Below are 22,004 nucleotides of genomic sequence, written 5' to 3' on the forward strand. Positions count from 1 at the left end.
GGGGGCTGCAGTACCCGCAGCTATGGCAGAAGCGCCAGAATTAGACCAAAAAATGTGCTCTCATCAAAACGCTGTCCAGAACGTGATAATGCACCCGCCGGAGTATAGGTCCAGTCGCTCACCGTACCTGAACGCATAAATAAACGCCCCAGTGACGATATGCTTCCTTTATTGTGAAAGACCGCTTCCACACATCCGGTCACGCCCTGACCGTACAAAAATACCGGCGTAAACGTTACAGACCGGTCGTCGTAATGCAGGACGATCCCGGGAATGTCAAAAGCCCCGCCCTCCACCAGCAGGTCCGTGACCGATGCAGTGAACAGCTCCATATTCAGTCCGGTACCTGTCAGCCACGCGTCCATTTGCTCCTGAAGCTGTGCCATTCGCTGGCGGAACGCTGCAATATCGGCCTGAGTTTTGCTGGTAAACGAAACCGGAACTGGCTGTATGGCCTGTAGTTTTTTGAGGAACTGTGATTTTACTGACATGGTGTTTTCTGGCCTTACAGACGAGTTTTCGTATCGAGATATTGCTGTTGCTTAAGATGCCGCAGGAGAACCCGCCCTTCCGGCATAAACTCGGTGCCGTAGCGCACCAGGCCGATACCTTTGAGCTCAGCATCAATGGCATAACGCAGCTCGCCAGGTACGTTTTGCTCCAGCAGGACCACATCTATCCTTTTCAGGCGGGGTTCATATTTGAGCAGGACAGCCGACAGGGTGCCCATCAGTTCATGGGCGGTACCTGGCATACCCTGGAGGATTTTGGTCATATCCGGCAGGCCATAGTCGGGCAGATGCGCCAGCGTGCCGGCGCGGCAGTTGAGAACGCGCTGCATGTTATCCAGTACCGACAGAATGACCTGATTTTCCTCGCTGACCTGATGAAGATCTAAGCCGCCGGTGAAATTGCCGTAAAGCGTTTCATAAAGTGAAGGACTGGATGACTCACTCATCTTTCAGCACCTGCAGGGTCAATCGGTTGTTGCCCGCCTCAATAACCCGTGCTTTATCCGGATCAAGATCATCACGGCTCAGCACAACGCGCCAGGTATTGTTCGTCTGGTCCGGCGACATAAACATCCCTGCCACTGCCACGTACTGAGCGTCCTCCTCCATTGGCATATCCACCGTCGCAGCACCGCCCGGTTGCAGGCGGATATCTTTCTCTGCCACCAGATCTGCATTAATGGCCTCACTATCGGCTTTAAACAGAGACGGGTAGTCCGTGCTGTCGAAGGTCTTACGGTCTTTAAGTTGATAAATACGCACCACTGTCGACAGTGCTACACCACCGGCGTTGTTGTTCACGGCCTCGCGGGCACGGATATCGAGGTGGAGAATTTTTACCTGCTTATAAAAAATAGATTTGGTCACAGCAACGGTGCCGTCAGTCACTTTTTGAGTCAGCCCACAGCCCGTCAGCATCAGTGTGATACTGGCGGCCAGCGCAGCCAGAGGAAATTTACCAGCGGTAATCGCCATCTTCATCGGTCTCCCTGCGGTGTATATTTTCCTGTACCCGCTCATAGCGGCCAAGATTGATGGTTATTGTTTTGCAATGTGCGGCAGTGTTCGCCGCATTTAGCGGCCGCATTACGGCGGTGCGGCCCAACTGTACTGCGCCGACCTCAGGTTTAATGCTCATTGTCGCATCCGGCAACAGGCTACGATCGACACACAACTGCAGGCGAACGTCGAGCCGTGACCCAAGATACACATGCAGCAATGCCATTAAATCCGTGTGAAGCTCGCCGCCTGGTAACCAGCCCTGTACTTCAGCCGGATTCGAGGTGTACAGACGCATCAGTACCTGACTGTTCACATCGGTGGCATAGCTGCCCATCACCGGGCGATTTGTCAGGGAGACGGGCTGGCTGACGCTCATGATCAGTGGCTTCTTCAGCGGCACACGGCGTTTGTCATGGTGCCAGATTTTCGCCTGCGTGTTGGGTGCCAGCAGGCGCACCAGCGAGGCCATGCCTTCTGCGGTACGCCCCGGCAGTAACATGACCGGCAGCAGTGCCAGAAAGCGCGAAACCGGGGTCGCGATACTGTCCGTGCAGCCATTAATCCCGAGCCCGGCCAGTCCCAGCAGGTACTGCGAGGTTTTGTCCTTACCGCCTTCTTCGAAAGTCGCCGGGTATGAATATTTACGCCAGATACGGTAATACTGGGTAATCAGCCGATGGTTAAAGATATCGAGGAAATCCGCGGTGGCCTCATACCCTTCCCGTCGCTGGGTAATGTCATCGATATAGTGCGTCGGCAGTGGAGACTCCACGCCGTAGAGCCCCATAAAGGTGATACGTACAGTCGGTGGAAGATGCGGATACTCAGGCTGCTCAATCCCTTTGATTTCAGATGCCGGAAAACTCATGCCTGGATGGGGCCGGAAGCGCACCGGCTCATGCCGTACCTGCCATGTGCTGCCGGTGACAGGTTTATCCGGCTGGCTCTGCTCCAGCAACCGACAGAAACGGTAAAAATTCATGTATGGCAGCCGGTCACCCAGCAGCGCTATCAGCTGGGCAGGCGCGGACTGTGGTTCTCTTTCCACCGGATACATTTTCCTTCTGGCTGTACGATGAGGGTGAGCTGGTTGAACTGGTTCATATCGGCATAAAGCGCAAAGAATCGGTTGAGCATTTCGCCGAACAGGTGAATATCGCCCTCACCAGTGAAGCCGTTGCTGTCGAGGGTCACTTCGATATCCAGCCCCCGCAGGAGGTAACCCTGCTCAAAACGTTGAAGGCGATAATGCGCCACCTGCTGAATCGCCTCCAGGCGTCGGGTGTTCAGTTCATCTTCCTGCCAGTTATACAGTGCAAGCGTCCCGCGCAGCACTTCAGCGGTGCTCATCATATTCAGGAATCCGGAGCCAAGGTGGCTCAGCACCCGCCAGTGGAAACGGTCTTCCGCTGGCGGGTAAACAGGCAGCGTTGGTTTGCAGAGGTTGCGTACTGAAAGTTGTGTACTGACCACCTGCTCACAACGGTCAAGCAGCGTGCTTTGTAGCGCACGGCGCGGCAGCTGGCCGTTGGTGCCGGTGATTTGCAGCGAGACAGCTTCACGCTCAAACAAGCGGTCATCTTCCCACTGGTGGCCACCGAGGATAAGCCAGGTGTCATACAGCCCGGTCACGCTGCGCTTCACACGGGTGTGGTAGTAACGGGGTGGTGCATGACGGCGCATCATCCCGCCCTTGTGCCTGAAGCTGCTGAACGGCACATACTCTGCATCACTGGTCCGGTTTGAGCCTGTCACCGAATCCACCGAATAAATCTCGGTGTGTCCGTCCTGCAGACGTTTGGGGCGCAGCAGGTACTCACTTTCAAGCCCGGTAATGGTGAGCGGGTCAGCTTCCAGTGTGAACAGGTTAATCACCGGCACACAGTGCAGACGAACCGCATCATCGGTGACCGGCAGCTCTGATGGCCACGGTGTGCTGAACACCACTTCAATATCGAAATACTCTGCCCCGGCGGGCAGTGTAATGCCCTCAAGGCCGTTAAGGTGGACAAACATAAACTTGTCGCGGAAGGTGAAATACTCCAGTAGCAGCTGGTAACCACTAAAGGCGGTATCACCCTTCGGCCACAGGCAGTCTTCTTCCGCAAAACCACCCGGCGAGAAATACCCGTCGAGGCGAATACGGTCGGTCTGTCCGGGCAGACGCATATACAGGGCAGCCTGTCGTTTGGTCAGCATCAGGGTCAGCTGGCTGCTGACCGGGGCGTCCGCCCCGAGATAAAGACTCAGGTGGCTGAGGTCCGCATGGGACCAGTCCGCCTGGGTGCTGCAGGCAAAACGCATCCGCAGCAACGAGCGCCCGTCCGGCTCAGTGGCCATGGTCACCCGGGAGATATTCAGCGGATTGAGCATCACATCGCGGGTGGTGCGGTAACGGCAAACCGTGTTTTTCGGCCCAACCGGGCGGGAGTATACTTCCAGACCCGCGTGCATCACTTCCGCCATCTTAACAGTCTGAAGCGCAGGCGTGAACGCGACCACCGAGAGTGACGGAATGGTTCGCAGGTAGTGTGGCCAGAGCATACTGACCAGCCCTTCGGTCAGTTCCGGCAGGTCGTCGTCGATCTTCTCCCGTAGCCGTCCCATTGAGAAAGCAAAGCCTTCGAACAGCCGTTCAACATACGGATCCGGTGTGCCGGCCTTATCCAGGTCGAGCATCGCTGCGCGATCGGGATGGGTATGCGCGAACTCTTTCGCGGCTTCACGCAGGTAGCGCATTTCTGCGTCGTAATAACGCAGGGTTAAATCATCCATAAAAATAAATCCCTCAGGTAATTAATTCATCGAATCAGAAGATGAGATCGGGTGTTTTATTTTTGTTGGTTTACTACATAACCAGACCAGGGCAAAAGCAACCATAATGCTGGCACTTATGGTGAAACCTTTAGCTACCTGCTGGCTTGAAACCTCATCCAGAAAATGCCTGAGGACGTAATACATCAGGACAGCTAACATTGGTAAAATAAAAATTTCCAGAAGCATCAGGCTCCCAAACCACCATCCTGACTTTCCAGTATCGTGCATGCGACGTACACCAAGCGCAAGAAAAGGAAAGAGTAAAATCAAAGATCCAAATGTGCGCAAAGGAAGATAAATAAAATAGGCCCAAACCAATGCAATGCCTCCGGCACTGGTTTTATCCGCCATGACATCAACGAGCAGGAAATAGCTCCCTGCACCGATAAGAAAGAAAAAAATCAGGTTGATAATAATAAATAACCAAAACTCCTGCCGGGTAGCTACCCCTTGATATATGAAACTTTTTTTCCACGCAGACCAGTAGCAACCCCAAATACTCTCCGGCATAAATCCCTCTAATTAGACATGCAATGTAATTGACAACGTAATCCATGATGAGATGTGGTATGCATCATCCATTCATCATCATTAGGAGATATAAAGGAATCAGCAGGATGTCTCCGGTCAGAGTGACTGGGGTCATCAATACATTGAATGCAAGCTTCCCTCCGTCCATACCTGCACTGGATGTGTACCTATAAAAACGAACCTGATAGCTGTCATTGAGAGATGCTTCACCCGGTATGGCTCCTCCGAATCTTGACTTATTGATAATAACACCTCTGATCTCAACAGACCGTTGATAGAATCCGTCTTTTAATCGAAAAGAGGCATCCGTAAGCCGGGTTCTTTCTTTAACCGTTAATGATGATGCGGGTTGTCGAGTTTTTACATGAATGAACTGATTAAATCCGGCGTTACCATAGCCCTGATAATCGCTGACAAGACTAATATCTATATACTTACTGCTTCCGATTGCCTTAAGTGGAATATCTTTCATTAGTTTATTGAGTGATAGCAAAGTATTGCCATTCTGAGTGACAAAATACACATTTTTCTTACCAATAAAACCGACACCTTCAGATGGAATATCAATAATTCCTGTTGCGCCTGAGAGCGACTTAGTACTCAGATTGACATTTTTGTATTCAAAAGCGGACTGGATTTCATCACTATATGCTTCAACTCGTTCAGAATGCCTGCTGTTATCATTTGGATTACTCAAGGCCCAGAGAATTGAAGTACACCCACTTAATATCACGGTTGATAAAAATAGCAGTACAGCTAAATATTTTTTGCTCATTATTTTCTCATTAGTCTTATTAAAAATAAATTACGCGCACAAGACAGAAGCACGAACCGGATCAATCGCAATCAGTCCAGCCAGCAACTCTTCCATTAGTGGATTCAGGCGCACCTTATCAGCCTCACTGCGACCGGCTTTCAGGCGCAGGAGTTTCAGATGGCGGGCCTGTACCTCGAACAACAGTTCAGGCTCCCAGTCACTGAGGGTCACTACACGGGCACGCTCACCCAGCTCAGCAAACAGGTGCACCGCCAGGTCATTCTTACCGTACTGCTCAGCAATGCGTCCCATCAGCAGACGCAACAGCCACCTCTGACGATCGGTGATCATGCCCGGTCGGGTCTGCAACCAGCCCAGCGCGGCATCCGGGCCTTCACTGTCGGCCAGCGCCACGGCTTCCGGCTCCAGCGCCAGAATGTCGTCGTTACCGGCGGTGGCCGGGGCTGATGGCGTATCGTTGTCCCACCCACCAGTGGTATCAAGCACGCTCTGCTGGATCCAGTTCAGCGTCACTTCATCCGCAAAGGGGGTACCGTCACTGAACGCCAGCGTTTCAAGCCCGGCCAGACGGGTAAGCAGCCCTTTCAGGTCAGCGACAATAATGTCGGCCAGCGTCTCCTGCCCCGACTTCGTCAGCGCCTGGTGGATATACCACTGCAAATCCAGCCACAGGTGATTGGCACCACGTGAAAAGGTGCTGTCGGCCGTTTCCAGCATTTCAGTCCAGTTCTGCTGCAGGTAGAGACGTTTGAGTAAAGCGCGTTGATCCGCCCTTGGCGGCTCAATGCGTGTGCGCCCCTGCGCATCCGGGGCAGGAATGGCCCGCAGGGTATCGTGACGCAGGCTTTTCATCAGATGGTGTGCTGACAGCCAGCCGTCCGGCTGCTCGCGCAGATATTCAGTAAGGGTACGGGCCTGGGCCAGCAAATCCTGACCGGAGGTGATCCGCCCGATGGCCGGGGCATCGCTGTGGCTGGCAGCCGAAGGGGTTTCGCTGGTACTGGCATTCTGAGGTACCACCGCATCCACGCCTCCCGCTTTCTGCAGACGACTTTCCAGCGCGCTATAAAGCGTATTGAGTTCGGGACGGGTTTCATCCGGCTCATTCTCAATAAGCTGTGATATCAGCAGCAGCGCACCAGTGGTTCGCATCGCATCGATCCTGACAACCTCCGGGTACAGGGAAAGCGAATCAGTCATGCGCGACCCGGCCAGCCATTCCAGTGCCGCCTTACGGCTGCGGTCACGCTGCGGGTGCAACTGTGGTCCAAAGCGCTCCAGCAGACCAGCCAGCAACTCGAGTCCTTCGGCCAGCCCCTGCTCACCTTCGCGGTGTAGCTTCGCCCAGCAGTAGTATGTTGCCACACGGATATCTTTGGCGATCGTGGTCAGTAGCTTCTCAGCAAGCCGGCAGATGAGTTCGGTATCTGCACCGGAAAGTTTATTGACCTCTTCACGCATCTGCTGGAAGTCATCGTCATAGCCCGGGTCTTCGCCAGCGGACGATTGCCCGGACAGCGGCTGCAGCCAGCTTTCCCACTGCGCCACACGTTCACGGGTTGCTACAAGCAATGGTTCCTGTTCTGTCTGGCAGGCACTGAGTAAGGCATTGAGTGTGCTCATCAGTACGTCCCCCCGTCGTCACTGGCCGTATCTGTCGCCTGGTCTGAGGGCGCGATGCCGGTGGTGCTGAAGATGGTTTCCGGCAGGCGGAAATTACGCAGCTTCAGCAGTGCCAGCGGCCCCTCGCCGGCTTCGGTACGCAGGGTGTAATTGAGCGTGCGACCATCCTGTGCCTTCCAGCTCAGGCTGTAGCTGCTACCCACGCCCGGATAAGCACTGACCGCTGCCTTATCCAGCAGGCGTATCCAGCCCCAGGCACCCGGAATATCGGCGTACTGACGGGTTCCGGCCTGAGTACTAATCCAGCTCAGGTTCGCGCCGGGTGCTTCGGTATCCGCAGGCCAGGTGAAGCGCTTCCACGCCGGCAACTGGTTCATATAGGTCAGCTTCTGGCTGTCGATAATCATGTCGGTCTGCATCACCCCATCGGCGGTGCCCGGCCGCAGATCGAAGTTCATCCCGGCATTACCTTCCGTAAAGGCCACATCCGAGATATGGCTCAGGGTGTTGATGGCACTGAGGAATGCCGGGTTAAACGTCAGCCCCTGCGAATTGATGCTGTCCGGCACCCAGTGATTGCCCTCTTTGTGCAGCACGCCTTTAAGGCGGGTCTGCAGGAACTGCGCGATACGCCCGGAGTCTGCATTAAGGTACTTCGCCAGCAGAGGCAAAGAAACGTCACTACTGGCATTGTTAAACGGATAGCGGCCACCAAACGCAGAATTCCACTCACTGACGACTGCCTGCTGCCACTGGGCATTGAGGCTGTCAGCCGCCGGGGTCAGCACCTGCTGCCAGGCCTGCTCCATCGGGTTCACAAACACCGTGCGGCCAAAGCCGCTCCACTCCTGACCGAGCCCGGCAGCAATCAGACTGCCGTAGTCGCGGGTTTCGGTGAGGTCAACCGCCTTGCCCTCGAACACCGTCTGAGCAAGGGTCCGGGTCATTGCCTGCGGGTCGGCAGCGTTGGTCACCTGCTGCAGACGAAGACGCACCTGCGTCACGCGGGTCAGATATGACTGCAGGCTCAGTTCCTGTGCACCGGTGCGGCTCTTGTCCATCAGGGCCAGTACCGGACCAAAGGTCGCATCCAGCGGCCCGTGAACACCGGCACTCTGGTCAATGGCATCTTTGTTGTCACCGCCCAGCAGGTTCTTCGCGGATTTCACCAGGGAGTCAGAAATCGCCTCGCCGGTCTGTCCGGTGCGCCCCTGGATGTTAAGTGTGTTCATCAATGCAACAAGAGGGGACTGGCGCACATCGGCCATCAGCGTCAGCTGGTCAATGGAGTCCGACAGCGTCGCAGCCGGGTTCCAGCGCAGACTGTTCAGAAACGCCAGCCAGGCACCACCAAAGTCGGCGAAGTAACGCTCCGTCAGGCGCCTTTTCAGCACTTCCGGCGAAGTCTCGTCCTGTTTATTCACCTGATGCTTGCTGTCAGTCAGGACCCAGTCGAGCTCGTCCCGGCGTGCCTTCACCACCTTCTCGATAGCGGGCTGCACGGCCTGCTCCCAGGCCTGACGGGTAAACATCCCAGGTACGATTTCGGTGGTGCTGAACAGACGGGCGGCATCAGTGTCCCCGGTCATGTCTTCAAGTCGCATATCGACATACAGGTGCGCCACTTGAGAGAGCATCTTCTGGTACAGGGTAGATTCACTGTTACGCACGCCCATCAGGCGAACCAGCAGCGAACGCGCCTGGCTGACCATGCCCTCATCGGCACGGAGTTTCCACTCCGGGTGCGCAATCAGCTGAGCGCCCCAGAACGACAACAGAGACGGAGCCATCCCCTGCCAGACACCGTCTTTCACACCGTTACGCTTCGGCCAGTCGTTCAGCAAAGCAGAGCTGAACCATGCCGTGTCCATATGCTCCGGACGTGCCAGCATCAAATAGAGCTTGAGCTGGTCATAGGTACTTTTTGCCATCTGTTCTCGCAACGGACTACCCGGCGGCAGCGAGTTAAAGGCACTGACCTTCTTCTGCAGATGGTTTGCCGCCGCATCCCTTAACAATGGCTGTGTACTGTCCTGATAACGGGGCCAGAGTGCGGTCAGCAGCGCATCATTCTGACTCAGCCCAGCACGTTCATACCATGGCACGCCATGCTCAGCGCGATACTGAAGACGAGCCAGGGTCTTCTGCAGTTCCGACAGCGCGTGCAGACGCTGCTCCAGCGACTGATTCTCCCGGGCGGCAAGAGATGCCTGAGCATTTGCACCGGCAATCTGGTTGCGGTTGGTGACATACGCGATGCTCATCCACACAGCCCAGCTCACCATCGTAAGCGCAGCAGCAGACGCCAACACTCTGCGCCACGGAATGCCAGGTTTCACGGGGCGCAGTGCGGTAGGAAGCATCCCGACAGATTCAGGCAGTACATCCCAGCGCTTGTCCATACCCCAGTGATGCTGCACGCTACGTTCAGCACCGGCAGAGGGCTGACTGAACACCACACCAGCCAGCGGCAGCGGGCGGTACGGGTTTAGCATCACCGACAATGGCGCGGTCACACTCTCCGGTTCACGAATGAGCTGGTCGGCAAGCGTCAGCAGGAAGTGGTGTTTAACATCATCACAGGTCTGCTGCAGGCCCTTTAATATCAAATCTGGCGTCAGAGCGGAGAGTTGTTCTGCCAGCCCCTCGGTACGACAACCGGCAGGCAACAGGCAGCCGGTCGCCTGCGTAATGCGTCCTTCCGGCTTACCGGCTCGTGGGTGCAGGCACCAGACATACAGCGGGAGTTTCCAGCCAAGCGTATCCATACGCGCGCTGATAGCATGAGACAGGGAGTCCATGGTGCTTTCTGAAGGTACCGGTAGCGGCGGCTCCAGCCCTGGTGCTGAGAGCTGGTCAAAGGCCGAGGTGACCCACACCAGCCCATCTACCGGGCGACGGCGCAATTTGCGCAGCGCGGTCAGCCAGGCACTGTCGGCTGGGGTATTGAGGTCACCGCCCCACAGCAACAGTGTGCCTCGGTCTTCCTGCCAGAGCTGGCCCGTAAGACCCGGAGTCAACTGCTCCACCTCAGATATGGTCCCAGTGACCAGCAGAATGCGTGTTTTACGTCCCCAGCACCGACCGTAGAGGTTACGCATGGCGTCACGGATAGTATCAACGGTGACATTGCGTGGTGCTGTCTGCTTGACACGACCTTCATCGTCCGGCAGGACATTTTTACGCTTCCCCTGCAAACGCGACCACTGTTGTAAAATCGCAAGACTAATGATTTTGCCATGGCGGGCAAGCAAAAGAAGGATTATAGCTGCCACAGATCCCAGCAGCTTTAGTCCATTACTTGTCAGTCCGAACGCTTCACCGTTTTTCCAGATGACCAATCCTATCGCAACAGCAATTAGTGTGGTAATGCTGAGGCGCCCCCAGTTACCACGCCACACTGAACTATCCTTCGCCATTCATCAGATTCCCTGTAGTTACGGTATTTACAAATCGCTGCTCTTTGTCACCCGAAAGCATCAGGCAATCTTCTTTTGTGAGCAGAGCTATATCACTGACGACGGCGGCCACAATCCACGGTGAGAAGGGACCACTGAGTCCGGCATATTTTTCCAGCCAGTGGCACTGCTGAGGTTTCCATCTGCCTTCATATTGTTTTGCACTGGTCAGAAGAGCGGAAAAATCATCGCCCCACTCCATGCTGTCACCCATAATTGCACGCGCAGCAATAGCCTGTGACTGGGTCGAGAAAAAGGTATCGAGCTCTTTACTCAGCATTTGGGTTGATTCAATCGACATAGGCCGAAGCAGGCGAGCGTGATGGTTTAGCTGATACTTCGTTGCGACGTCATCAGAAGTCAGCATTAAAGCCGAGAGCGAATCACTGTACTCATTCCCTCCCTGAGTCTGGTGAACCAACAAAAGCTCAACATCCAGAATCGGGGATTTAAGGCGTTCGCCCACCCAATCGAAGGCCCGGCCTTTAAGAATCGTCAGTAACGGTACGGGATAGGCCATTCCAACTAACTGGAGCCAGCATGCTGTAAATTCTCTCTGCAATGTCTCATCAGGATCGTGTGAATCAGTCAGTAAGGTTGCGTGGAAAGGGAGGTCTGATAAGCGCTGTAATTCTGATATGTCCAGGCCCCCAATCAATGCTGAAAAAGTATCTTCGCCAGCAGGTAACGTTATTCTCCGAGAAAGAGAGCTACTCTGCTCGAGATCTTTGGGGGCCTGCAGAAATGTTGATGGTGTCAATTCACCAGGCAGAATAACCCGGCTATACAGAACCGCCAGATAACGCCCGGCCCAGGAAACCCATTGCTGCTGTGCATAATCTGCTTCATCAGATTCAAACTGGTGACGATCCATTGCGTGGTTATACATCCAGCCGCGAATACAAATCGTCACGAACCAGATGAAAAGAGGACTTCCGGCAACAATCCAGAGGTTAAATTTTTGCAATTCACCAAGAAACTGATTGGCGTAGAGTACAAAGAGCAACACTCCAGCAATAACAGCAACAAGGCCTGCAATCAGCCAGATGACCAGTGAAGGCTCATCAGGTTCTGCAGCAATTGTGGCTTTCTGACGCTCCCAGTTCATAACTTATCCTACTGAACAATCTGGCGCACTGGAGATAACATGGCAGCCACATTCACATTCGCAGCCATCCACAACAACAGGTTTCCCATCAGAGATCCATTCTGGTGATCCTTCGATAATGGCATTGACACCATGCCCCTCGACAGGGCAAAAAATATCATCGCCAACAAGAGCCACTTTATTTCTGTTCACAGTCATGGTCGAAGATGCAGATATAACCTCACCGCCGTGAGTAGTTTTATCTCCTAGCAATACAAATCCTTTGGACATATCACACCTAACAAATTAGTTTGTATGTTTTAATTGAGCCGACGGAACTGAATCCATCCTTTTTTGATTTGTGGAACAACATCATCATTGAGGAATGCAGAACAAATACCGAGCTCACCGACAGCGAAAACTGTAGCAGGATACCCAACCAATATACCTTTCCTGCCTGATGGGTCTGGCTCCTCAACATCAGGAAGCCCCGTCTCTGCGTAATTATTAGCTTTTAAATATTGATTACAATCAATACTAAACCCTTTATCATTGACTTCTTCTATCGGTGCCTTCTCTCCAATATCAAGGCGAACAACTTTACCATTAAATTTATCACCAACAGAAATTCGTTCTTTCGAATCTTCTTTTAAAAAACGAATAGTGTTTGCTGAAACAATCATTTCGCCCTCTGAAAACTTAGCACTCGCCCAACCAACAACATTTAAATCGGCATCACTACTTTCATGATAAAAGAATATAGTAGGTACATTATCTTTTATTTGAATGTATATTTCATCAGTGGCGGCAAGTTCAGAGGTGGGGCTTAAAATGTATTCACCAGCATCTTTTCTTGGATTGTTAGCCAATACCCCATATTCTTTTAACACTCCCTTATCTTTATAAACCCAATAACCATAATACAAACCATCTTTTACTTGAGTGTTTTTTGCAAAAGTAATTACCGGAAAGATAAGAAAGACATAAAGAATTATTTTTTTCATTGTACAATCTCCACATGAAATGCAGGTTCACCATGAGTCTTAAGTGGACTTATGTATTTCATTTTGTCTGGATTATCTTCTGCATATTTAGTAAGCGCTTTATCAAATGCACGTTGCAATTTGGCGGGCATAGATGTTTTACTTATATCAAACACATTCCGAAGAGCGTACTCTTCAAGTGATACGCAATGTTTTGAAACAAGGCGCCCATCTTTTTGTAAAGATTCAACTTTGTCCATCATCGCCTTTTTAACGACACTTTCTTTGTTTTTATCTGTACCTCCTGCATCAACACCTGTCTGCACAACCTCCCGTCCCGGTGCTGCATAATAGTCAAGTTGAGACTGTATACCTTTGCTACGCATATTATCATACATAGCAACAACTTGCTTTTGCACCGTACGGAGTGTACTGGTAATCGTGATTTTATGAACACCCGACGATTTCATAATTTCTTTCATTATATCAAGGGATTGATTAGAAACTATATTCTTTAAATCTTCAGGTATTTTAGATGAAAAAATTATTGCTGGTACAAAGTCTTTATCAACAGAAACATTTTTAGTTTTCCCCTCGGAAGTAGTCTGATGCTTCTCTGGTTCATTTTTACTTCTACCAGCAACAGATTTATCCGTCGTCGTAGTTTTAATATGTATTACATTGTTTTTCTTTTCTGAGTCCGCAGATTTACTTCCTTTAGGCAACACAATATGACTTCTTGAATACTCTATGGCTGCTTTAGTATTAGCATTTTCAACCCCAACGCTTTTGAGAATCTCTTTCTTGGTCTGCTCAGAAACATAGCGGCTAACATATCCATGATTTTGATTACTATCAGGTATTTTTAATTTCGCACCAATACGCAACATATTTACATTATGGATCTTATTAATTCTTGCCAACTTCTCTACTGATACACTATATTTCTTCGCTATTGCTGATAAGGTGTCACCTTTCTTAACGGTATAAGTTAGAGTCTTATGTTTTTCATTGGTATTTTTTTCAACAGTTGCTTTAGCTAATTCTTTGTAATTATCAGCAAGAATAGTAAACACAATTTCTGAACCTGCGATAGCATTGACTGATTCAGTCATCCCGTTTGCATCAGTCACGCCTTTGATAAAAACTAGAGTTTTCTCATAGTCTGACACTAAATTTGGGCATGTTAAACTTGGAAATGGAGAGATTGCAGCAATATAATTTTTGTTTTTGAATGCTGTATTATTTCCCGTAGATAGTTTAAATTTAGTATTAACTTCAGTGTTTTTTAGTAACCCTTCCACAACTGATAAATGCTTATTTATATAAAGCGCCCACTTCTTTCCATCTGCACTTTTCTTACGTGTACCAGCGATATACTTTCCTAAACTATAGGCACCATCATGATGCAACAAATAAAGCCATTCCCAGTATTCACTTTGATCTGATGTGTAACTCTCCATCACCTTTGATTTGTTAAGTAAAAAGGAATAAACTACCGCATAACATCCTTTTTCAGCGTCAAAAACTTCTTCATTACGAAGATCTAGCTGAAAACCAAGAATGTCTTCAGATTGTGTCAATGCATCTTCGATAAAACCAACTGTTCCTTGTGCTAAACCAGCTGCACTAGTAGTCCCTGCTGCCGCATCGGGATTAAACCCGGACTCGACTTTAGTTGTTAATAATATATATGATATCTCTTTATAACTTAATCCATAGCGGACAGCTATGGTAATTATCATATCTATAATAGCTTCCTGGACATCTTTATCAGCATCTCCTATTGTACGACTGTTACCTCTTAGCTTTCGGGAAGTATCTATATCCGGATAGAGTGAGATTAAAGAAAACGGTTTAATCTGGTCATCAAAATATGCCTTTCCCTTTTTAGCATTTAAATACTCATATAAATCAGACATATCATACCTCAGCGATTGCTAATAAAGTCTATATTTGTATTGTCGTATGGGTTTTTCATCTCTCGAGATCTAAGCTCAGAAAGCTTGTTACCTGTAACAAAGTTCCCTGAAAGATCAATAAATGGGGCGTCAATATAGGACAACAATGAACCCTTAACTCTCTCCTCTTCATCCAAGCCTAGATGGTATCCGATCACAATATTTTCATTGTCATAGCATTTCATTGTGGAGGGAGTCCAATCACCAGGCTTAACTACATCATTAAAGGAATAACCCTGTCCTTCCAGGAGGACTTTTTGGCTGTTCGGGATGTATGGCAAAGAAAATTCTTTATTATTCGTGCCATTTTTTATTTCCAATTGGTAATTTCTGCATATATTTTCCGTTGGGCTTTTTTGATTCATCTGGCATTCAGCACTGACCTTTACCAAAGCTGAGCCACATTGCATTTGTGCTGATTTAGCATTCCATGTGCCACTTGCAAATGAAAAAAATGGAGCAAGCAACATGCATAACAAAAATTTAAACTTAAAAGTCATATCACGCACTTTTATTTTCCTCACAATCACTGCATTGGCAACCATCGTCCTGGAACGACATATCTGAGAATGATGAACGATGTACTCTGTCCACAATATTTTCACTATCGTACCAATAATCACTTTGAATCATTTCAAGTTCAAAAGGCTCATTCGGGTTTGATGAGTAAAATGGGACTGTTTCACCGTTCTCGTCTGTTCTACCAAATAATTTCTGCCCATTACTCGATGTCAACACGTATGCCGTAGCGGCAACTGGAACTCCGGCATCAGACGATGCAGTAAATTTCCCACTATATCCAGATGGAAACTGGGGCATAACACTACTCATGCTTACACTACCCATTTTCTGTGCATTGGCACATTTCCACAGGATATTACCTTCACAGCCCAGAATAATATTCTTACCCTGCAACTGGATGAACGACCCATCCAGATTTTTCAGCACGATATCTTTCGCCGCCGTGATCTCAATTCGCCCTTCTGTACTGGTTACGGTCACATCCTTTTTGGCTATCGCATCAAGCGCATCATCCTGAGCCTGAATTTCTACTTTTCCCTTAGCCGCAAAGAGTTTCATTCCGGCTTTACGGGCCAGCATACTCACGGCTTCACCTGCTGCTACGGTAAATCGTTTAAGTGCGCTAATGTCTGTATTCTGTTGCGACATGATCCCAACGCTGGCACTACCCGACGCCATACGAACCGCCTGCGGGCTGGTGATGCTTACTCCTTCAGGCGCATTTAGCACCATTCCTGGCTGGGCAAGGTCTTTAAGAGCATCAGTCAACTTTACCTGGCTCTGTATATCAGCAGGAAGTGCTTGTGCCGTTTCAGCAGCATCAGACAAACTTCTGGCAATACTCAGTGCATTTTCCAACTGGGCAATAGCTTCCTGCATCGAAAGCATCTTGTCCCCGGCAAACGGCTGTTTATCTGCTGTGATAAATACACCAGCTCCGCCGCGAACGGCCACCCATTTATCAGTACGTAACTCCGCACCTTCACCCCGAAGTACCCTGTCAGCATCCACATTGTGACCCAGATTAAGCTGCGTCTTACCGCCGTACTCTGTACTGATCTTAACGTGTTCTTCTCCCCGCTTATCTTCCATCCGCAGCTTGTTCAGGCCAGCTGTGCGAATGACGTTGCGAGTGCTGTTGGCCTCCGTAACATGGTCAACGTGGCGGGAGTCGTGGAGGGCATGAGCAATATACGGACGATCCGGATCGCCTTCATGGAATGCAATGGCAACTTCAGTACCCTGTATCAGCGGGAAGTGGAAGCCGTATTTGTCACCTCCGTAAGGCTTGGCAAAGCGCACAGGCATACTTTCCATGCCCTGGCGTTTATCGTCGCGGTCAGCATCGAATTTCACCCGGTACATGCCGGATGCATCCTGCCAGGCGTAGATGTCGTTATCTTTGGCACTGGTCACACGCGCCATCAGCGTGCCGCTGACCACCGGGCGCTTTTTAGCGGCAGGTCGCCAGCATCGGTTCTCGTAATATGGCATCCCCTCCCACATCACCATCAGGGCATCTTTACGACTGGCGATATAGCTCGTGCGGGTAATGATAATGCCGTTGTCCGTTTCTGATGGCAGGGTAGGCGACACCACACGTTCACTGATGGTCAGCACCTGGGCCGGAGAAAGCAGGGCATCATTACTACTGCCGCTGATAGTCGTCTGCCCGGACAGGAAACGTTCATGTTCAAGGCGTGCCCAGAAGTTGCCGGTTTCTGCTGCGGGGGTGATTTTGTCGCCGCGTTCAAGATGACGTGGCAGGTAGTGATACACATCACCGTAGGTCACACCTTCACCATCACCCCTCGTCATGTCTGCCGGTACAGAAGTCAGGATATTCTGGGCTTCACGGTGATTGTAATCACTGGCGGTGACAGAGCGCTCAACTACGTTCTGTCGGACGTGAACCCCCCATACCGAGTCCGCTGCATTGTCACTCATGCCCGATGGACTGCTCAGTGGCAGCGACTTACCGAACGTCCATGCACTCTGCTTGTCTGCAAAATGCACCACCTCAGTCTGGGTGTCGGGTTGCAAGGTAAAGAAGTAGAAAATCCCCACTTCAGCCAGCAGACGCTCAATGAACGCGAGATCGTTTTCCTTGTACTGGTTAATCTGTTCACGCTTCGGATAGTCAGCTTTGAGGGTGAACTCATACTCCCAACCTTTCAGGCCATGCTCCTGCAATACTTCAGTGACAACTTCCGGTACTGACTTATTAACGAAAAAGCGGTGGGTACGGAATTGATTGCGCAGCAAAGACAGGAACGGCTCAATAATAATCTGGTACGTCGCCTGGTCACGTGAGCCACTGATACGCTTAAAATGCGTCACCACACCATGCACCACTTTCTGCCCGGTCATCCCCATCAGAGGCCCGGTCCCCATGGTCAGCGTGGCAGGCTTAGTCAGCAGTTGCGCTGAACTGATATTTTGATCGCTGCTGGTAAAGATAACCTGGTAGTAATAAAGCTCACTCATAAACTCCTTACCGCTGAAAGTTTCCACATCCAGTAAGGCTGTGCAGGACGGAATATCCAGACGATAGCGGTTCAGCCCGCCTTCAGTTAGCGCAGACAGGGTGTTCTTAAGCGTATCTGTCAGACTCATGATATTGACTCCATGGGATAACCTGCAGTCCATGACTTTATTGCCAACGGGTAAGTAACAGGTTCAATCAGGGTACTCAGCGAGTACGAAAAAGGGTGATTACGGTTCCAGCCACGACAGCACACATGAGGGCTTTAACCAGCAACACGGTCATTTCAAAGTTGTCCATCGCATTTTCCCCATTACCACTGATGGGAATAAAACGCTTAACAAACGTGTAAATAAAAGCTTCAGGTAGAAATAGAACACCAACGATAACAAACAGAAATAAGATGAAAATTTCAATCTACTAGCCACCCCAACGTCAGGAAACAAAAGATTAAGCTATATATTTACAAAAAAATTTAAATACGGACACTTATTACACTTGCTATTCTGGAGCCTTAATTGAACCATACGGCCTTGCGAATTCGCGATCTGTCAAAGGGAAATTATACACTTGATCATTATTAATACCGACACCAACAACAAAGCTTCTCGCTTCTTTATTATCAAGTGTTGGATGAAGTACAAACTCAACTATATACTTGCTACCATCTTTAAAATTAAAATAAGATGGAGGAATACATAATTCACCTTCAATAACCTTAAGGCCGGGGGAAAAATTAAAATCTTTCTCCATTGAAGGCGTCCCTCGCAGATTGATACCCATATCTACTGGCTGATAATCTTGTGCATTATCAATATTCACGCAAACATTATCACCCTTTTTACTCACCTTTGCAGTTTCATCAAAACGAAATCTGTCACCTGGTCCAGGGCATCCCGTCAGGATTGGAAGACAAAAAAACGTTAACAACAAAGAGTTAAGCTTAATAAAATAGTTACGTCTCACCATGGAAAGCCCCTCAAAGCATTTTTATATCCCTCACGTATCACCGACTCAGAAGTATCCCCATCGAGCGTAATATCGGGGTATCTTTTATTTTCAAGGTGACTCCAGATTTCATACCCAAAAGTCTGTAAAACAAAATTATCTGCAATAATCTGCGCCTGCTGCTCCATCGGATATTCGCTTAAGAGACGACCATCAAGGGTATAACGGTAACTCACCATCCAGCTCACCAGCCCTCTGAAGATCACATTCATTCCTTTTCCACGCTGCCAGACATGACTTATTTCATGGATGAACAGATGCTGAAGACTGTCGGTTGTCTGTGAGAAATCATCGAAATATAGATCACGAAAATAGATCTCCCCGTTCGGGGTCATCGCCGTATTGTTATCCTGTAAATTGAAAGGGAGATAACTTTCTCTGTGTATCCATACTTTCGAATAATCAATGGTGGATAAAAAAACGGATTGCGCCAGCTGTATTTCCCCCGCCGTGAGTAGTCTGACACCACCCTCTTTGATTCTGAACCCATCCTGCGTTTCATCAGCCATGTGTAAACTCCAGCCCTATGCCCTCTTCCTCACTCCATCCCAGAGTCAGGGAGTGTGGTTTCTGCTTCGCCGCCATATGGCTCAGCAACTGCTGACTCAGCACCGGCAGAATCTGCTGATTCAGCAGACTGTCAACATTCCTCGCACCAGTATCCGGCAGCAGGCAGGCGGCGGTCAGCGCGTCATACAGGCTCTCTTCAATATGCGTCCGCAGGCCGTAGTGTCGGTTCAGCCGCTTACTGACCTGTGACAGCTTCATCTCCACGATGGTGCGCATAGCCGCTTCCGCCAGAGGACGGTAAATCACGGTCTGGAAGCGGGCCAGCAGTGCCGGCTGGAAGTGGTCACGTAATATCGGGCGCAGCAATTCGTGCAGGTCGCCTTCGGTGGCGTCAGGCTGTTCTTCCAGCAACTGCATCAGGTGGTCACTGCCGAGGTTGGAGGTCATCAGAATAACGGTATTGCGGAAGTCGATTTCACGACCTTCTCCATCACGCATAAAGCCCCGGTCGAATACCTGATAGAACAGGTTCATGACGTCACGGTGGGCTTTTTCCACTTCATCCAGTAGTACCACGCTATATGGTCGTTTTCGCACGGCTTCGGTCAAAATACCGCCCTGACCGTACCCGACATAGCCCGGCGGCGAGCCTTTCAGCTGCGAAACCGTATGCGGCTCCTGGTGTTCAGAAAGGTTAATCGTGATGAGTGACTTCTCGCCGCCATACATGACATCGGCCAGCGCAAGCGCGGTTTCAGTTTTCCCGACACCACTCGGCCCCACCAGCAGGAATACGCCCTGCGGGCCGTTCTCGGACGTGAGGCCCGTTTTTGCCGCGCGCAGACGCTGAGCGAGGGCCTTAAGCGCCGTATCCTGCCCGACCACACGCTTCCCTATTTCATTTTCCAGCGTCAGCAGTTCGGTCTGCTCGTCTTTCATCAGCGATGACAACGGCACACCTGTCCAGTCGGCTATCACGTTGGCAACGGTACGTACATCCACATCCAGGGAGAGCAGCGGGTTACCGCGCTGCATCTCGTTAAGCTCCTGATGCAGCTGGTGAGTCTCGCTCTGGCGCGAGATATCCTGACGGCTTTCGAGCAATTGAGCGGTCAGCTTCAGTTCCTGACCATACTGGCTTTCGAGTTCATCGAGCGCCACAATCAAGTTTACCTCTTCCTGCTCTATCGCGCTCAGACGTCCAGCATGACTCTGATTGCCAATCGCGATATCTTCCAGCAGCGCCTGCTTCTCCATGTCGAGCGCGGTGATAGATGCGCGATAACGAATAAGTTGCTCCGGAACCGTGTCGATGCTCATGCGTACGCGGGCGGCAGCGGTATCCAACAGATCCACCGCTTTATCAGGAAGTTGACGTCCCGTCAGATAACGGCGCGACAGGGTAACTGCGGCACGAACCGCATCATCGGTAATGTGCACATGGTGATGTTCGGCGTAGCGGGATTTCAGGCCCCGCAGCATCAGGCAGGCGGTATCGTCATCCGGCTCATCGACTTTCACCATCTGGAAGCGGCGCTCCAGGGCTGCATCGCGCTCAAAGTATTGTTTGTATTCAGACCAGGTGGTGGCCGCAATTGTCCGCAGTTCACCCCGCGCCAGCGCGGGCTTCAGCAGGTTGGCTGCATCCGCGCCACCGGCCTGGTTGCCTGCACCGATGATGGTATGCGCTTCGTCGATAAACAGCAGAACGGGTACCGGGGACTGCTGTACTGCATCAATGACGTTTTTCAGACGCTGTTCAAACTCCCCCTTCACACCCGCGCCCGCCTGCAGCAGGCCGAGGTCAAGCGTACGTAGCACCACGGTTTTGAGTGATTCCGGCACATTGCCTTCGGCGATTCTGAGCGCCAGGCCTTCAACCAGTGCGGTTTTGCCCACGCCCGGCTCGCCAACCAGAATCGGGTTGTTTTTGCGTCGACGGGAAAGAATGTCCACCATCTGACGAATTTCGGTGTCACGACCGAACACCGGATCGATTTTGCCTTCTTTTGCCTTCGCAGTGACATCAAGGGTGAATTTATCCAGCGCATTCTGCAATGCAGGGTTGAGTTCTCCCTCTTTTACTTCTGCACCCACAGGGCGCCCGACGAACTCGACTTCTCCACCATGACTTTGCGCCAGTTCCGCTTCCTGCTGCACTTCCGGACGTTCATCTGACTGCGCATCAAGCAACGGTCGAAGACGCTCAAGCTGACTCTGGCCCAGGGTCAGCAAAGGCCACAGACCGTTGCAGCGCACCAGGTTTTGTTTCTCAACCAGTGCCATCAGTAAATGCACACTGCGGATATGTTCTTCACCCGCCAGTGAGGCTATCAGCCAGGCTTGCTGCATCAGAGACTGGATGCTTTCTGAAAGCTGCGGCCGGTGGCGTACCGAGCGCGGCTGTTTATCCAGCCAGCCCAGTAAATCCTGCCAGATGCCGTCCATATCCCATTCGTAGCGGCGAGCCAGCACCGTCAGGTCACCTTCCCCCTGCTCCAGCAGCTTCAGCAGCCAGTGCTCCGGCAGAATTTCTGCATGCGCGCGAGTCTGGCAGAGCGAAGCTGCACCTTCCATTGCCCGCGCGCAGTATGGATTAAGACGTCGAAGGAGGATTGCCGGGTTTTCCATGTTGGTTTTACTCACTGTTGTGGACCTTTCTGACACGCTACCGCCCCTGGCCGTTACCGAGGCCCATAAGGTCTGTTTCCGGGATGTGATGTTTTC

At 50.9% G+C, this 22,004-nt stretch carries 18 protein-coding genes; all 18 read right to left on the reverse strand.

Translation table 11 applies throughout. The features are described from left to right. Positions 1 to 20 precede the first annotated feature (20 nt). Positions 21 to 491, reverse strand: a complete 471-nt coding sequence (locus ACMGGM_RS06905) for a hypothetical protein (RefSeq protein ID WP_023338586.1) — start codon at positions 489 to 491, stop codon at positions 21 to 23. A 14-nt stretch (positions 492 to 505) separates the two neighbouring features. Next, positions 506 to 958 carry a type VI secretion system baseplate subunit TssE gene (tssE, locus tag ACMGGM_RS06910; protein WP_023331001.1) on the reverse strand — a complete coding sequence of 151 codons (453 nt, stop codon included), beginning with the start codon at positions 956 to 958 and terminating at the stop codon, positions 506 to 508. Continuing rightward, positions 951 to 1,487, reverse strand: a complete 537-nt coding sequence (gene tssJ, locus ACMGGM_RS06915) for a type VI secretion system lipoprotein TssJ (RefSeq protein WP_023331002.1) — start codon at positions 1,485 to 1,487, stop codon at positions 951 to 953. Before tssJ ends, tssE begins: the two co-directional genes overlap by 8 nt. Further along, the gene (tssG, locus tag ACMGGM_RS06920; RefSeq protein ID WP_063943749.1) at positions 1,468 to 2,571 is read right to left on the reverse strand and encodes a type VI secretion system baseplate subunit TssG; all 1,104 of its coding nucleotides are present in this window, start codon (positions 2,569 to 2,571) and stop codon (positions 1,468 to 1,470) included. Before tssG ends, tssJ begins: the two co-directional genes overlap by 20 nt. After that, the gene (tssF, locus tag ACMGGM_RS06925) at positions 2,526 to 4,289 is read right to left on the reverse strand and encodes a type VI secretion system baseplate subunit TssF (RefSeq protein ID WP_063943751.1); all 1,764 of its coding nucleotides are present in this window, start codon (positions 4,287 to 4,289) and stop codon (positions 2,526 to 2,528) included. The genes tssG and tssF overlap by 46 nt, the downstream gene beginning before the upstream one ends. Before the next feature lie 21 nt (positions 4,290 to 4,310). Then, positions 4,311 to 4,841 carry a DUF805 domain-containing protein gene (locus ACMGGM_RS06930; RefSeq protein WP_063943753.1) on the reverse strand — a complete coding sequence of 177 codons (531 nt, stop codon included), beginning with the start codon at positions 4,839 to 4,841 and terminating at the stop codon, positions 4,311 to 4,313. 64 nt (positions 4,842 to 4,905) lie between these two features. Further along, on the reverse strand, positions 4,906 to 5,637 hold the full coding sequence (locus ACMGGM_RS06935) for a hypothetical protein (RefSeq protein ID WP_063943755.1): 732 nt from the start codon (positions 5,635 to 5,637) through the stop codon (positions 4,906 to 4,908). 30 nt (positions 5,638 to 5,667) lie between these two features. Then, a complete protein-coding gene (gene tssA, locus ACMGGM_RS06940) occupies positions 5,668 to 7,263 on the reverse strand; it encodes a type VI secretion system protein TssA (protein ID WP_045134527.1) in 1,596 nt (531 codons plus the stop codon). After that, a complete protein-coding gene (locus ACMGGM_RS06945) occupies positions 7,263 to 10,682 on the reverse strand; it encodes an ImcF-related family protein (protein WP_045134528.1) in 3,420 nt (1,139 codons plus the stop codon). The genes tssA and ACMGGM_RS06945 overlap by 1 nt, the downstream gene beginning before the upstream one ends. Continuing rightward, the gene (locus tag ACMGGM_RS06950; RefSeq protein WP_045134529.1) at positions 10,669 to 11,829 is read right to left on the reverse strand and encodes a hypothetical protein; all 1,161 of its coding nucleotides are present in this window, start codon (positions 11,827 to 11,829) and stop codon (positions 10,669 to 10,671) included. Before ACMGGM_RS06950 ends, ACMGGM_RS06945 begins: the two co-directional genes overlap by 14 nt. Positions 11,830 to 11,832: 3 nt before the next feature. Next, on the reverse strand, positions 11,833 to 12,099 hold the full coding sequence (locus ACMGGM_RS06955) for a PAAR domain-containing protein (protein ID WP_072044387.1): 267 nt from the start codon (positions 12,097 to 12,099) through the stop codon (positions 11,833 to 11,835). Between the two features lie 29 nt (positions 12,100 to 12,128). Next, positions 12,129 to 12,812, reverse strand: coding sequence for a hypothetical protein (locus ACMGGM_RS06960; RefSeq protein WP_045134530.1), 684 nt, complete (start codon positions 12,810 to 12,812; stop codon positions 12,129 to 12,131). Further along, entirely contained in the window at positions 12,809 to 14,713 is a 1,905-nt protein-coding gene (locus tag ACMGGM_RS06965; RefSeq protein WP_045134531.1) for a LysM peptidoglycan-binding domain-containing protein, read from the reverse strand. Before ACMGGM_RS06965 ends, ACMGGM_RS06960 begins: the two co-directional genes overlap by 4 nt. Before the next feature lie 8 nt (positions 14,714 to 14,721). Next, on the reverse strand, positions 14,722 to 15,252 hold the full coding sequence (locus ACMGGM_RS06970) for a hypothetical protein (RefSeq protein WP_230278747.1): 531 nt from the start codon (positions 15,250 to 15,252) through the stop codon (positions 14,722 to 14,724). A gap of 1 nt (position 15,253) precedes the next feature. Then, positions 15,254 to 17,890, reverse strand: coding sequence for a type VI secretion system Vgr family protein (locus ACMGGM_RS06975; RefSeq protein ID WP_045134533.1), 2,637 nt, complete (start codon positions 17,888 to 17,890; stop codon positions 15,254 to 15,256). A 370-nt stretch (positions 17,891 to 18,260) separates the two neighbouring features. After that, positions 18,261 to 18,728 (reverse strand): putative T6SS immunity periplasmic lipoprotein, encoded by a 468-nt coding sequence (locus ACMGGM_RS06980; protein WP_045134534.1) that lies wholly within the window; start codon positions 18,726 to 18,728, stop codon positions 18,261 to 18,263. Beyond that, entirely contained in the window at positions 18,722 to 19,276 is a 555-nt protein-coding gene (locus ACMGGM_RS06985; RefSeq protein ID WP_045134535.1) for a hypothetical protein, read from the reverse strand. The genes ACMGGM_RS06980 and ACMGGM_RS06985 overlap by 7 nt, the downstream gene beginning before the upstream one ends. Continuing rightward, positions 19,269 to 21,908 carry a type VI secretion system ATPase TssH gene (tssH, locus tag ACMGGM_RS06990; RefSeq protein ID WP_045134536.1) on the reverse strand — a complete coding sequence of 880 codons (2,640 nt, stop codon included), beginning with the start codon at positions 21,906 to 21,908 and terminating at the stop codon, positions 19,269 to 19,271. Before tssH ends, ACMGGM_RS06985 begins: the two co-directional genes overlap by 8 nt. Positions 21,909 to 22,004 lie beyond the last annotated feature (96 nt).

Source organism: Enterobacter sp. BNK-14 (assembly GCF_047456095.1).
GTDB classification, from domain to species: domain Bacteria; phylum Pseudomonadota; class Gammaproteobacteria; order Enterobacterales; family Enterobacteriaceae; genus Enterobacter; species Enterobacter kobei.

Bases quoted from the DNA above. Each gene is read 5' to 3' on its own strand.
- ACMGGM_RS06905 (WP_023338586.1), bottom strand. From the start codon at position 491: ATGTCAGTAAAATCACAGTTCCTCAAAAAACTACAGGCCATACAGCCA.
- tssE (WP_023331001.1), bottom strand. From the start codon at position 958: ATGAGTGAGTCATCCAGTCCTTCACTTTATGAAACGCTTTACGGCAAT.
- tssJ (WP_023331002.1), bottom strand. From the start codon at position 1,487: ATGGCGATTACCGCTGGTAAATTTCCTCTGGCTGCGCTGGCCGCCAGT.
- tssG (WP_063943749.1), bottom strand. From the start codon at position 2,571: ATGTATCCGGTGGAAAGAGAACCACAGTCCGCGCCTGCCCAGCTGATA.
- tssF (WP_063943751.1), bottom strand. From the start codon at position 4,289: ATGGATGATTTAACCCTGCGTTATTACGACGCAGAAATGCGCTACCTG.
- ACMGGM_RS06930 (WP_063943753.1), bottom strand. From the start codon at position 4,841: ATGCCGGAGAGTATTTGGGGTTGCTACTGGTCTGCGTGGAAAAAAAGT.
- ACMGGM_RS06935 (WP_063943755.1), bottom strand. From the start codon at position 5,637: ATGAGCAAAAAATATTTAGCTGTACTGCTATTTTTATCAACCGTGATA.
- tssA (WP_045134527.1), bottom strand. From the start codon at position 7,263: ATGAGCACACTCAATGCCTTACTCAGTGCCTGCCAGACAGAACAGGAA.
- ACMGGM_RS06945 (WP_045134528.1), bottom strand. From the start codon at position 10,682: ATGGCGAAGGATAGTTCAGTGTGGCGTGGTAACTGGGGGCGCCTCAGC.
- ACMGGM_RS06950 (WP_045134529.1), bottom strand. From the start codon at position 11,829: ATGAACTGGGAGCGTCAGAAAGCCACAATTGCTGCAGAACCTGATGAG.
- ACMGGM_RS06955 (WP_072044387.1), bottom strand. From the start codon at position 12,099: ATGTCCAAAGGATTTGTATTGCTAGGAGATAAAACTACTCACGGCGGT.
- ACMGGM_RS06960 (WP_045134530.1), bottom strand. From the start codon at position 12,812: ATGAAAAAAATAATTCTTTATGTCTTTCTTATCTTTCCGGTAATTACT.
- ACMGGM_RS06965 (WP_045134531.1), bottom strand. From the start codon at position 14,713: ATGTCTGATTTATATGAGTATTTAAATGCTAAAAAGGGAAAGGCATAT.
- ACMGGM_RS06970 (WP_230278747.1), bottom strand. From the start codon at position 15,252: ATGACTTTTAAGTTTAAATTTTTGTTATGCATGTTGCTTGCTCCATTT.
- ACMGGM_RS06975 (WP_045134533.1), bottom strand. From the start codon at position 17,890: ATGAGTCTGACAGATACGCTTAAGAACACCCTGTCTGCGCTAACTGAA.
- ACMGGM_RS06980 (WP_045134534.1), bottom strand. From the start codon at position 18,728: ATGGTGAGACGTAACTATTTTATTAAGCTTAACTCTTTGTTGTTAACG.
- ACMGGM_RS06985 (WP_045134535.1), bottom strand. From the start codon at position 19,276: ATGGCTGATGAAACGCAGGATGGGTTCAGAATCAAAGAGGGTGGTGTC.
- tssH (WP_045134536.1), bottom strand. From the start codon at position 21,908: ATGGAAAACCCGGCAATCCTCCTTCGACGTCTTAATCCATACTGCGCG.